13 protein-coding genes are annotated in these 13326 nt (G+C 32.3%); 10 read left to right on the top strand and 3 right to left on the bottom strand.

Annotated features, from left to right (window positions below; translation table 11 throughout):
- The coding region (locus ACSVDA_RS20955; protein WP_485885826.1) for an IS110 family transposase at positions 1-284 on the bottom strand (284 nt) is incomplete at its 3' end.
- A gap of 430 nt (positions 285-714) precedes the next feature.
- On the opposite strand from ACSVDA_RS20955, the gene ACSVDA_RS20950 reads away from it, so the two are divergent.
- The 5 genes from ACSVDA_RS20950 to ACSVDA_RS20930 all read left to right on the top strand — a co-directional run bounded on the left by ACSVDA_RS20950 (position 715) and on the right by ACSVDA_RS20930 (position 5650).
- The gene (locus ACSVDA_RS20950) at positions 715-1527 is read left to right on the top strand and encodes a hypothetical protein (RefSeq protein ID WP_485885824.1); all 813 of its coding nucleotides are present in this window, start codon (positions 715-717) and stop codon (positions 1525-1527) included.
- Between the two features lie 236 nt (positions 1528-1763).
- On the top strand, positions 1764-2510 hold the full coding sequence (locus ACSVDA_RS20945) for a class I SAM-dependent methyltransferase (protein ID WP_485885822.1): 747 nt from the start codon (positions 1764-1766) through the stop codon (positions 2508-2510).
- Positions 2511-2891: 381 nt separating this feature from the next.
- Positions 2892-3977: an alpha/beta hydrolase family protein gene (locus tag ACSVDA_RS20940; protein ID WP_485885820.1), complete on the top strand. Its 1086-nt coding sequence runs from the start codon at positions 2892-2894 to the stop codon at positions 3975-3977.
- Positions 3978-4331: 354 nt separating this feature from the next.
- The gene (locus ACSVDA_RS20935) at positions 4332-4742 is read left to right on the top strand and encodes a hypothetical protein (RefSeq protein ID WP_485885818.1); all 411 of its coding nucleotides are present in this window, start codon (positions 4332-4334) and stop codon (positions 4740-4742) included.
- A gap of 368 nt (positions 4743-5110) precedes the next feature.
- Positions 5111-5650: a 2'-5' RNA ligase family protein gene (locus tag ACSVDA_RS20930; protein ID WP_485885816.1), complete on the top strand. Its 540-nt coding sequence runs from the start codon at positions 5111-5113 to the stop codon at positions 5648-5650.
- A gap of 334 nt (positions 5651-5984) precedes the next feature.
- On the opposite strand, the gene ACSVDA_RS20925 is transcribed toward ACSVDA_RS20930, so the two are convergent.
- Positions 5985-7181, bottom strand: a complete 1197-nt coding sequence (locus ACSVDA_RS20925) for an IS110 family RNA-guided transposase (RefSeq protein WP_485885814.1) — start codon at positions 7179-7181, stop codon at positions 5985-5987.
- Between the two features lie 298 nt (positions 7182-7479).
- Between ACSVDA_RS20925 and ACSVDA_RS20920 the strand changes: the two genes are divergently transcribed.
- The 4 genes from ACSVDA_RS20920 (at position 7480) to ACSVDA_RS20905 (ending at position 10339) form a co-directional block, all read left to right on the top strand.
- On the top strand, positions 7480-7680 hold the full coding sequence (locus ACSVDA_RS20920; RefSeq protein WP_485885812.1) for a hypothetical protein: 201 nt from the start codon (positions 7480-7482) through the stop codon (positions 7678-7680).
- Positions 7681-7787: 107 nt separating this feature from the next.
- On the top strand, positions 7788-8093 hold the full coding sequence (locus tag ACSVDA_RS20915) for a hypothetical protein (protein WP_485885811.1): 306 nt from the start codon (positions 7788-7790) through the stop codon (positions 8091-8093).
- Between the two features lie 381 nt (positions 8094-8474).
- Positions 8475-9314 (top strand): nuclease-related domain-containing protein, encoded by an 840-nt coding sequence (locus ACSVDA_RS20910; RefSeq protein ID WP_485885809.1) that lies wholly within the window; start codon positions 8475-8477, stop codon positions 9312-9314.
- A 692-nt stretch (positions 9315-10006) separates the two neighbouring features.
- Positions 10007-10339 carry a hypothetical protein gene (locus tag ACSVDA_RS20905; RefSeq protein ID WP_214484977.1) on the top strand — a complete coding sequence of 111 codons (333 nt, stop codon included), beginning with the start codon at positions 10007-10009 and terminating at the stop codon, positions 10337-10339.
- Positions 10340-10559: 220 nt separating this feature from the next.
- On the opposite strand, the gene ACSVDA_RS20900 is transcribed toward ACSVDA_RS20905, so the two are convergent.
- Positions 10560-11798 (bottom strand): IS110 family RNA-guided transposase, encoded by a 1239-nt coding sequence (locus ACSVDA_RS20900; RefSeq protein WP_485885808.1) that lies wholly within the window; start codon positions 11796-11798, stop codon positions 10560-10562.
- A 470-nt stretch (positions 11799-12268) separates the two neighbouring features.
- Here ACSVDA_RS20900 and ACSVDA_RS20895 point away from each other — a divergent pair, with 470 nt between their 5' ends.
- Positions 12269-12916, top strand: coding sequence for a hypothetical protein (locus ACSVDA_RS20895; RefSeq protein ID WP_485885807.1), 648 nt, complete (start codon positions 12269-12271; stop codon positions 12914-12916).
- The last annotated feature ends 410 nt before the right edge of the window (positions 12917-13326 follow it).

Genomic DNA, 13326 nt, shown 5'->3' with positions numbered 1-13326 from the left:
CGTGAGCGATGAGACACAAGTGGATTCACCATAATATACACATAGTCTTGTTCATCTAAAAACTGGACAATAGGTGAATGATAAGAACCAGTTGACTCAAAGATAACCGAAGGTTTCAGTCCACCTGATACTTTTGTAACCTCCTGTAAGAAATCTAATAAGCTATTTAAACCATCCAAAGTATGCTTAACACTAAAGCTTTTCCGATAAGCTTTACCTTTATTTAAAAAGGCTTGAACATGACTCTCCCCTTTTGAAACATCCAGACCAACCACTGGATTCATCTATCAATCTCCTCCTAGAAAAATGAATTAGTCGGTAACCCCTAAGCTCCTTGTAATGCCATAGGTTCGCTTGTTAAACGGGATCTATGTCCCAACCAGCCAAAAACATGTTTATACAAGTAGGGGGCAAACAGTTTTGTTGACGAGATCAAGTCCCACTGGCGCTGCGTTCTACCCCGACTACCGCTATCATAAGCCCTCATGAAAAAAGGTCAACCAGAAAACTGGCTAACCTTATATTACGATATGGCGCGATGATATTAATATCATCGCCTATTTTGATTAGTAAATACTAAGTAGATTAAAAACATTGTTGTTATAAGATGAAGATTCAGGGAAGAAAGGACAACATATCCCTAAATATACTGGCTTTTACTACTTTCAGCTATAATAGATTTAATGGAAAATTAAATAGAGGGCGTGCTTAAATTTGATAAAGATTAATATTTATAAAATATTGCTAATTGGAATTAGTTGTTTTATTTTTCTTACAGGTTGTGGATTTCAGAAAGAAAATACTAACCAATTGAAACCTATGGACTCAATTGCCGAAGAAAACAAAGATTCAAAATCTAATTCAATACAAACTATTATTAAAAAATTGGAAGGTGAAAATAAAGGGGAAGAGAATTTCCTGTTTTACAATGAAGCTGATGAATCGAAGATGGTTACATTAACTTTTTATGAAAATTATAATGAAGAGCCTATTATCAATGCTACTTTATATCAAGATGGCAATCTTGTTTCTAATAATGTTCGTATCATAGATACTTCCATTCATGATGGTGGACTGTTCACGATAGAATTAGAAGAGTACATACCAACCTTTAACCAAGTTAAACTAGAGACCAGTCAAAGAAACATACTTTTAATAAAAACAGGTCAATATAGTTTTGAAAAAGTGAATATAAAAAACACAATAACGGAAAGTGAACGTTGGTACATAGAAAGTTTTAATACAGGTGAAAAAGGCACGTATTTCACATTTAATGGTACTTATGTTCGTGCTAAAGAGGGTTCTAGCGAGTTTGAAATCCTTTTACCTAAATCAAGTGAGAAGTTAGAGATAGTAGAAGACCATACTCAGAAAGAAAATGAAAAAAAACTTGAATTAACCTTAAAATCTGATAGTCAAAGAAAATTTGATCATCAAGCTTCTTATGAAATAATGATAATTCAAAAAAACGAACAGAATCAGCAATATGTTATGAATATAATATCTGTAGATATAGAGCCTAATTAATATTTCTTGGCCCAAGCATAAAATCTATTGTGGTACTAGTTATTCCCTTTCATCATGTGTTAATCTTCCACAATATGGCGCAAATCTGTAATAATGGTTAGCGTCTTTATCATTTTAGGGCCATTTAATTGTATAAGACTTTAATAAAAAACTGTATATTTATAGGCAGCTTTTGCAGGAAAATGACGACTTATAAAGAATATATGTTCTTATGATTATTAAGGAGGTGTAAGGAAATGGATGTCGAGTCTCTTACTATAAATAAGCAAAGTTGGGATGAAGTAGCACATCGTTTTTTTGGTCGAAATCCCCTTCCCGAATATGGGCCACTGGCACCTAGTGAGGAAAAATTAAATTTATTTGGAGATGTTACAAATTTAAAGGTATTAGAAATTGGTTGTGGTAGTGGGCATTCTTTACAATATATGGACCAAAAGAATGCTGGTGAATTATGGGGATTGGATCTGTCAAATAAACAGGTTGATGCAGCAAAAATATTATTAAAAAATTGCAATTCACCAGTAAAGTTATTTGAATCTCCTATGGAGGATAATCCTGGTTTACCGACTAATTATTTTGACGTTGTTTTTTCTATATATGCACTAGGATGGACAACTAATCTAGATAAAACATTAGCAAATGTTAATAAATATCTAAAACAAGGTGGGATATTTATCTTTAGTTGGGAACATCCAATTTATAACCGTGTTAATAATATAAACGGTACCCTAACTTTTAATAAATCCTATCATGAGGAAGGTTCTTATTATCATGAAGCATGGGCTCATCCTGCAATAATGCAACAATATAGAATGAGTACATATATCAATACATTGATCAACAATGGATTTAAAATTGAAAGAGTGGTTGAGGATGTTTGTTTGTCCGATGAAGATATCCAAAGGCACTCAAATAGATGGTATTCTTATGAAAAAGCAAAAGCACTTCCTACAGCTGTTATTATCAAAAGTACAAAGTTGTAGTTTGAGATATTTTATTAGCAGGGAGATTCTTCATATTTCGTCCCTTTTCTTCAACTATAGGGTAGTTTTCTTGAAGACTGTTATTATTCTCTTTTAAGATTATTATGATTCGAGTCTTCAGCAATCTGGCGCTTTTCAGAAATGTTATTGAAAAGCGTCTTTATTTGTGAACTTCTTTCCTCGTCCTTAATTCTATAGTGTAAAATTAGTAGGAGAAAAGTGTGGAATTGGAAAAAGATATAATATTTAAAGTGTACATATCGTAAGGGGATGATGAAAACACATTGATTATCGGAGTTACAGTCTTAGCAGTAATTCAGGTTAAATAGCAATTGTAAATGATGGACACTGACTAATATTTATATATATGGGGGTTAAATAATGAGAGTAGGGAGAAAAATAAAGGAGATTATTGATTTTAATAGGGAAGAATCTCTAAGTGAAGTAAAAGAAAATAGAAAATTTATGATTAGTATTTTTTATCCAGCAGATAGCTTATGGAAGGAAGAAAAAACTCCTGTATATTTAGACTTGTTTGCTCCACAAGATGAGGAAGCAGAAAGAAACTTTAAGAATATTGGGGTAAGGGAAAATCATCTTAGAAATTTAGCTATAAACTGCTATAATGATGCACCTATTTCTGAAGACTCCATCAACTTTCCTGTTATTATATATTCTCCTGGTATGGGAATTGATAGAGATATGTATCTTTTTAATATAAGTAAACTCGTTTTAGAGGGTTATATTGTGGTTACAGTGGGATCAACATATGATACTTTATTTACTGTGTTTCCCAATAAAGAGATAGTATATCAGAGTAAAATTGTTCAAGATTCTCCATCAACTAATTTTACGTTTCTAAAACAACTAATTGACATAAGAATTGATGATATCTCTTTATTGTTAGATTCTTTATCTGTTTGGAACGAAACTGATAGCTTTTTTAGAAGGAGATTTGATTTAAATAGGATTGGAGTTATTGGACACTCATTGGGCGGAGCAACAATATATGAACTGGCTAATAGAGATGCACGAATTAAAGCAGGAATTATACTGGATGGCAGTTTACATTTAATCTCTCATGAAAAGAAAATAGATAAACCCTTCATTTCAATTCGACAAGAAAAATCATCCTATGAGCAGATGAAACAAGTCTGGAGTAATGAGATTGCAGAAGCATATAGTAATGGGCAACAATTATTATACGATGCTTTAATAGGGTATAAATTATTTCTTAAAGTAAAAGACTCAGATCACATGTCATTTACTGATGTACCAGTAATTTTCAACAATAATGATAATCTAGATGAATCAGTAAAAGTAGTTCACGGTACAATAAATGAACTAACTATTGCTTTTTTTGAACAATTTTTAAATGGTAAAGATACTTCTTTTTTTGAATGGGTTAATAGTAAAACGAATAATCCAAATATATACGTAATCGATTGTAAAGGGGAAGTAGTGTGATACAAAGTGGGTTGTAATACAAAAACCCCAATTGTTTTGTGGTTACATTTAATCATTAAATATGCTTTTCTAGAATAAAAGTGCTGTACAATTCGTAGGTTGATCTTCCACAATATGGCGCATATCTGAAATATTGATATGTGCCATTATTCATTTTAGGTCCAGGTTGTTGAAGACCAGAAAATTTATAGGGTATTAAATATCGATATTTCAAAGATTAATAGTTACCTCAATGGACATTGAGGTATATTATATTAAATATTACAAATGAATTAATAAATTTATTTAACAAATTTTCTTTTATAATGTTAACTAGACAATTATACATTTTAAATTCTAAATGAGGTGTAACGTATGGAACAATTATTCAACGTTATTCAAAAGAGAAAAAAGTTATTTTGGTTTATCACATTATTTTATATTCTATTTAATGGATGTTTTATTTTTCCATTTAATAGAGCGGTCATAGATACCAGTGGATCGTTAGATTTCACTTTTTTAACTACAGTTATTGCAGTATATACAGTTATTGCATTTATATTTGGAGGTTTGTTGATAAAAAAAGTAATAACAGTATTTCTCTTATCACTGATTTCTAATGCAATCGGAATGGTTTTTAGATATGTTTTAGAGTTTGGAGAAGTTTCTAATACTGTAAATTTTACAATGAGTAATATACTTATTTCACTATTAGCAATACCATTATTTATTACAATAGTATATTTTATAATTAATAAATATAATCAACCAAAAAAAAGTTTGTAATTTGAATCATCTTATTGGCGCTTGAACGGAGTAAAACTCCATTTCTTTTAATTTTTTTCTTGAAGAATATGGAGTTCGAATATCTAAATTTCCTTAACGTCGTGATTTTCTGATAGCTGGTGCATTTCTTTAATATAGAAGAACTCTATTGTCATCTTCCAGTTGAGTTAATTAAAAATTATTATCAAAGTGCTATCGAAAAGGTGATCAGTTTAGGTTAGTTATTTTAATAGAGATATAACATTTTAAAGTCATTGATCCAGCGTGATCTGTATGGGACTTAGTGTAAAATATAGGGCAGATTTTTGAAGAAGTTTTAAAATGGAGAATACTATCTACTAATAAAAATATTGTGAGGAGTGGTACAAATGCAATATTTTATCGGAATTGTGCCATCAGAAGAAGACATAAAAAAAATAATGAACTTCCAGTTGCAATGGGAAAATAATGACCTTCCAAATGTTGTTGAGCCTCATATCACAGTAAAAGCACAAGGTGGTTTAACATCAGATATGGATTGGCTAAAGGATGTTGAAAAGGTATGCGAAGACACCACGCCATTCAAGCTGAAATTAAGTAAAGTTGACTTCTTTGGAGAGAATGTACTATTTTTAAGTGTTGAATCAAGAGAGTTATACAAGTTACATAAAGAAATTGTTAATGCTGTTTCTCCAGAAAAAGACTTAATTAAAAAATATATGGAAATGGACGACTATTTCCCCCACCCAACATTAGGACAAACTCATTGGGGTTTATCGAAAGAAGAATTAAGAGATATGGCTGAATTAACAGAAGAAAAGCTAAGTCCATATCCTACAATTAACGTAGATTCTTTAAGAGTGTACCAAGAAATTGAACCAAACAAGTATGTGAAATATTTAGATATTCATCTAAATAAAGAGAGGTAAATATTCTAACTTTGTTCAACTACATGGCTCGAGTTGTAGTAGGGGCTATCTCGACCATCTTAAGAGTAATTTCTTTTAAAAATAGTTCAACTAGAAATGGCTGGCCGACCTCATAATAACAAATATGCCGCTTAAACATTATGAAAAAGAGAAAATCATTTTAGTAGACTCCCTTTTTTGTAATAATAATCTTCCACAATACCAGCTAATATAAGTCAATACTTTTTAAGAAATCATACTAGGTTAAAGATGATATAATAAAAATGGACATGACAAATAAGCTTCAACATCTTTATTTGAAGTTTTTGTTAGTTGTGTAATTAATTGTATTGGTTTATGCAGTGTACATTTGCTTATGTTTTAATATGGCATAAATCCAATGCAATAGCTTGTTGGCACAAGCTATGATGGCTACTTTGTGAGGCTTGCCCTCACTTCTTTTTTTGTCATAATACGTTCGGATTTTCATGTTGCGATTATTGGTTAGTCCACACTGAACTGCTGTATAGAGTGTCTGACGAAGCTTAGTAGATCCTCTTTTAGTAATACGGTTGATTGTGGCTGTAAACTGACCAGATTGGTATACCCTTGGATCAATCCCAGCGTAGGCTACTAGTTTTTTCGGATGGCTAAACTGCGCAACATCGCCTATTTCTGAAATAAGTGTTGCTGCTATTTTAGTTCCTATCCCTGGGATGGATGTAAGAATTTCATACTCTTCAAACTGCATCGCTAACGATTCGATCTCCTGTTCTAGTATGTTCAGAAACTCTCTTTGTTGAAGTAGCATTTGAATATACATTTTTAGCGTAACCAAGTTACTTTGATACAGTGTCTTCTTAAATGGGTTCCGTTCTGCTGACTCTTTTAACTTCGAAGCCTTCTCATAAAACCACCCATACGATCTTTTTCCTCCTATATTGTGCATCTTCCTTGCTAATTCTTCCGTTGGTACCTTCAATACTTCATGAGATGTAGGATAGATGAGTAGCGTTTTTAAGGATAAAGGCGCATATAAATTACTAAAAACCCCTTTATATTCAGGGAATACTTGATCTAGTATTGTTTGAAACTGAAGTTTCAGTTGTACATAGTTCCGTGTTAATGAATCATGTTGTCTATTCAGGTTTCTCAGATTCATCGTTTGAACACTTTTTCGTCGATAGGCAACTAAGTCCTCTTTGTAATACATCTCACATAAATGTTTCGCATCAGCTGGGTCTGATTTCACTTTTCGAAGACTACTTTTTTTCGTTTCGTAAGAAACAACGGGATTCACTAAATAGTACGTAATCTTTTTTTCCTCGAGAAACTGTAAAATAGGTTCATGATAGTGCCCTGTAGACTCAAAAACAATGACAGGTTTTAATTCAGCGTGGATTTCCACCTCTTTAAAAAAGATAAAAAAATCACGTAATCCATTGGTATCATGCTTAAATTTGAAGGTCTTTCCGAAGGGTTGCTTTCTTGCCAAGAAAGCTTGAACTTGGCTTTCTCCTTTTGCGACATCCAGGCCAATCACTGGATCCATACTGTATCACATCTCCTTTTAGTAGATTTGTCGGTAGCCCCTGTCTATCTTGTAGTGTCATAGCTTCGCTTATTATACGGGGTCAATGCCCCAACCAGCCTCAAACATGTTTCTACAAGTAGGGAGTGGACAGTATTGTGGACGGGATCAAGTCCCACTGGCGCTAACGTCCTACCCCGACTACCTAAAGAATAGCCTATAAAAAGAAGGCCAACCAGATACAATATCAATCTGGATGACCTTATAATACGATATGGCGCTTTTAAGAAATAATTCCAAAAAGCGTCTTTCTTTATGTATGGCTCTTCTCGTAAAGATTGTTTCTTTAGAAAACACAAAGAATAATTTACTTGGTATTATGAATGTAAGGATTTATTTTAATGAGACTGAGTATAGCTTAGACATAGATACAATCAACCGAGGAGATAAAAATGAAGAAGAACCAAAAGATTATGCTGTATATTTTAAGTGCTGCAATTATGGAACTTTGCATTTTTGAATTTATAAATTCCACTCTTTACAGGGGTGTCTATAATATGGGTATATTAATTCCCTTTCTGACGACTGTGGGTTTATTTCTCATACGTTTATTTGATACGGGGATCGATGAGAAAAAGGATAAAGCCATCTTTAATCATATTATTTATTATTCCTTTATTACTCCTTATCTTTTTCAGACCGACCTACACTTTTGAACAGGCTAAACAATTGGTTTATGTAAGTGGGTATGACGTGTCTGGTATTGTTGTACAGAATGAAGAAAGGTACAGAGATACGGTTCCTATATACACGGAAGATACGCGAATCTTTATTGATTATAGGGATTACCATTTTGAAGTGGATGGAAGGTACTTTTTAGTGAACCCTCGTTCAGGTGTAGTTATTGAGATGGAACAACCTTATTGGCACTAACCTATCAAGCTTATGGTAAAATCAATTTCGATTCCTTTTTAATTAAGAAATAATAACTATTCCAGTAGTATGGTAAATCCAAGAAATACTAGTATATTTGGATTGAAATTTACAATTCCATTAACCTTCACTGGATTAAGGGATATCACGATAGAAAATGAACTAATAATGAAATTAATAACGACAATGATTAATGAGTCTATTAGTTTTTTCCCAACCTGAGAATTGTTATTCCACAATATGGCGCCTTTCTTGAGGAAAGGGGTCTTTTCTTTCTTTTATGTATTAGCAACTCTTTAATTTGAATTTTCAACATAATAGAAAATAGTAGTAAAAAAATATAAAATTATAATAGAAATTAGGGAATTAATGGAGGATAAAATGATACTATTTTTAAGCTTTTTTAAAAAGAATAGAGATAAAAGCACAAAATCAGCTAATTCTTCAGATACGACAAAACAAAAAAGTTTGAAGGCAATTAGAAAGGGAGAGTTAGGTGAGTATAAAATAGAAATTCAGTTAGAACAGCTTCCTAAAGAGTATAAACATCTAAATGATTTATTAGTTGAAAATTCAAAAGCCAAATCAGGTTTCTCTCAAGTTGATCATATCGTAATCACGCCCTATGGAATTTTTGTAATTGAAACAAAAAATTATCAAGGAACTATTTATGGTGGTAAAGATCGAAAAACATGGTCATCAAATGGAAAATTTAATATGATGAACCCTTTTATTCAAAACTATGGTCACATTCAAGCATTGAAAAGTATCATTGACAAGAAGTACCACCACTTATTTATCTCAATGGTATCCTTCACGAAACGATGTACTTTTAAGTTAGATGAGTTAGACCTAAGAAAAATATCTTCAGATAACTTAATAGTCTATGACATTGAGTTATCTGAATTTATAAACCGGAAAATCTCGGTACTTCAAATTGAACATGAAGAACCGTTACTTTCAGAAGCTGACATTACCAATATATTTAACTCCTTTTATAAAGAAAATATTATAGACTCAATGATTAGAGAAAAACACATTTATGCGTTAAAATACAATGATAAAACAGAAAAAAGCGTACAAAACGATCTTGGTCAAGAAAAATGCAGTATGTGCAATAAACCAGTCTCAGATAAGGTGAAATCTTATTGTTTATCCAACAAAAAGTTCAAAGGGAAAATTTACTGTTTTGAGCATCAAAAAGAAGTTAGAATAAGGTAAGTAAATAATAAGTCAAGGATCGATTAGACTCCTGATATTCCACTAAAGTGGTCTTTCTAATTCACAAAAATCTTAATAGAAGTAACAATGATCTTCCGCAATATGGCGGAAGAGTGTAGTTAAGGCTATCCTGACTACCTTAAGAATAATATAAATTAAAAATGGGTCAATCAGGTAACTGGTTGACCTCTTAATATGAACTGGTGCTAAATTGAAAAATTATAAGCACTATTTTCCATCTTGGGATTAGGAAGATTACTGGAAATTACTAAAAAGTATTTATGTATGTTAAGATTAATATAGATATATAACATACCTTAATTAAAGGTGATTATTATCCTACCGTTCTTTTTGATCCTTTTCTTTCATATCTTCACTTTCTACTTCTAAACTTATTCCTTTTATAAATAAAGTGTAGCAATACTAAAAATTCTGTCTGCGAATTTCTTCTTGGCTGATAAATGCATCTTATGTTATATAAAGGAATTGTGGGGTTTAATGACAATAAATCTAAATGTCATATTGAGCTTTCCCACATGATAAATGTCTTTTTTAAATTAAATCCCCGTACATTCACTTGATATAAAACCTACTTACTAATAACGATCTAAATCTGTGTTTTTTATGACTTTGAGTAATAACGAAGTAGTAATTATAAATTACGATCAAGTATGAACAGGGAGATGTAAATAATGCGAAAGTATCGACTGTTTAGAGTTTACGTATGGTACAAAGATAAAGATGGCTGGATGGCTGAAGGAAAATGGGATGACAATAAAATGGGGTCATTACGTATGACAGGGACTATCAAATATTCTGGGAGTGGTACTAGTCTACCGAAAGCAATTGACGAAGTTCTAGCCGTTGCTAGACAAATGGGTATTGAGGAACGGAAAGACATGTGGTTAAGCTATCACGAAATATACGAAGGGAATTACCGATCTATATTTTTTCCTTCTGCAGGATATAAAAATGTCATCAGGAAAGAAGCTTATAAGCGTGGGTGGACATCATATAACGATTGAAAAAGAAAGAAAGTATCTGTGTTAGGAATGTTTATTAAACGTAAATTGTTTTTAATGATGATCAATATAAAAATTTTATACAACAAAACCAGCTAATAGTTTGTCAACATTTTTCAATAAAAAACTTTAGTTATCCCTGCTATACTAAAAGTATCCATGACAAATAACCTTCCGAATATGTAGTTTGGAAGGTTTTTCATTTGATAGTTAGATATAGTAACTAGGTTATATCTTGGAAGGTTGTTTTGCTTTTTAATAAGGCATAAATCCAATGTAAAAGCTTATTCACACATGCGATAATCGCAACCCTAAATGGTTTACCTTCATCACGTTTTTTATCATAGAACTCTCGTAGTTTCTTGTTTCGTGCAATGATCTCATCAGTTGTCTTTTGCTTTCTGGAATCACGAATTCCGCACCTTACAGCCATATAAAGAGATCGTCTTAATCGGCTAGATCCTCGTTTAGTAATTTTGTTTTGAGTAGCTGTAAATCGACCAGAAGAGTAAACACTAGGATCTATTCCTGCAAATGCAACTAACTTTTTAGGGTGATTAAACCTTTCTATTTCTCCAATTTCTGAGATGATTGTTGCTGCAATTTTTTCTCCGATACCAGGGATAGATTGGATTATCTCATACTCTTCCATCTCTTCAGCGAGGGCATCTATTTCAGCTGCTAACTTTGATAGATGCTCTTCGTATTGAAGAACGATATTGATTAATATCTTAAGATTAAAAATGTGACTGTCATACATATTATGTTGAAATGGATTTCTTTCAGCTGCCTCAATAAGTTTCACTGCTTTCTCTTCAGCCCACTTACTTGATCGACTCTTACACAGAGACGAAATGATGCCGACTAGCTCTGAATTAGATACTTTTAATACAGACTCTGATGTAGGGAATGTATTAAGGACATTTAAAGAGATTCTGGAATATAGATCTCCAAAAACACCTCGATATTCAGGAAATAGTTGATCTAATAGAGTTTGTAATTGTAATTTTGTTTGAGATGAGACACTTACAATTGCTTCTTGTTGTCGGGTTAGGTTTCTCAGATTTAATAACTGAAGTCCTCTTTTTCTATGAGGTTCTAACTCTTCCTTGTAGAAAAGCTGGCAAAGTTGATACGCATCTACAGGGTCTGTCTTTACCTTTCTTAGATTTGTACTACGTGAGCGATGAGACACAAGTGGATTCACCATAATATACACATAGTCTTGTTCATCTAAAAACTGGACAATAGGTGAATGATAAGAGCCAGTTGACTCGAAGATAACCGAAGGTTTCAGTCCACCTGATACTTTTGTAACCTCCTGTAAGAAATCTAATAAGCTATTTAAACCATCCAAAGTATGCTTAACACTAAAGCTTTTGCGATAAGCTTTACCTTTGTTTAAAAAGGCTTGAACATGACTCTCTCCTTTTGAAACATCCAGACCCACCACTGGATTCATCTATCAATCTCCTCCTAGAAAAATGAATTAGTCGGTAACCCCTAAGCTCCTTGTAATGCCATAGGTTCGCTTGTTAAACGGGATCTATGTCCCAACCAGCCAAAAACATGTTTATACAAGTAGGGGGTGAACAGTTTTGTTGACGGGATCAAGTCCCACTGGCGCTGCGTTCTACCCCGACTACCGCAATCATAAGACCTCATGAAAAAAGGTCAACCAGAAAAAACTGGCTAACCTAATATTACGATATGGCGCATTTCTGTAATAGAAACGCGTCTGTTCTTTTGGATTATTTTATATTGTTGAGAACCTCAAATAATTCCAGAACGTTTAGGCAATACCATGCTCCATGTAACACAAATATACAATTTTTTGCATGTGGGAAATACTAAAAAACAGTATGGTACTATAAAAAGAAGGAAGAAGCGTTACCCCATTATAAAATTATCTTGTGTTAGGAGATTCTTTTTATGAAAAAAAACAAGATGCAATCAAATAACAATTTAATAATGGGAATCTATGATACATTTGTAGAAAGCTTCTATAATTTTAATTTTAAGTACTCTTATCGCCACCAGTTCGTTGAATTAACTTCGTCAACATCCTTACCTGTTACTTATTCTGATAACAATAATAATGAGTTTTTAATTGATTTTTTGGGTTTCCAAAATGAATTTCCAATATACCTTACTTTCATTCCAACTCCTTTTGAATCATATGAGTATGAAAGAGAATTAAAACCCTTGGGTTTAAGTTACACAAAATTCAATGAATCAGGTAACAATGAAAATAGTTATTTTTTGGTTCAGTTAAGGAATTCTTCTGATTTATTCAAAGTAAAAGATTTGATTTACAGCTTAACGGAATGCAATCAATTTGTGGGATTCTCTTTTGATAAATCATTTAATATAACACTAAAAAATGGCTTTCCATGTCTAAAGATGCCACAGTACTCACCATTCATCACGTTCTCTCATGATGCACAAGGTATACTTATATTGAGCATTGAGAATCAATGGCTAGAACCAGAATATCTCATAAAGAAATTACCAAATAAGTCATTGATATCAGAAATTATAGTTTGGCATTATGATGGAAATTGTTATATAGAAATTTAGAAGTGCTGGTCCAAGTAAACTCACTTTTATGGCTGATAATCGATTATCCTGAGCTGTTGTATGATTTTATATCTGCCTTTATTATAATCGCGATACCTTAAATTACTGCAATCTATCACAGATAGGATCTTCAGCAATATGGCGCAAGAATGTAGTTAAGGTTTTAATGACTACTTTTAGGTTTATATCAATTAAAAATGGGTCAACCAGGTAACTGGTTATCCTAATAATACGATATGGCGCTAATCTTTAACAGGGAATAATACGCACCTTTATTTTAGTTCCATTTGATTGGAAATCAGTCTTGAATTGTTTTGGGTGGGGGACGTATTAATTGGTCATTTGAACAAGATATTTGGGTCCAATCTTTTAATCGGTGGATATTTAACGTACGAAAATTATCATATAAA

The sequence above is a fragment of the Cytobacillus sp. Hm23 genome (genome assembly GCF_051842895.1).
GTDB lineage: Bacteria > Bacillota > Bacilli > Bacillales > SM2101 > Nanhaiella.
The sequence above is the reverse complement of the archived record's forward strand: the minus strand, read 5'-3'. Positions and strand labels throughout refer to the sequence as shown.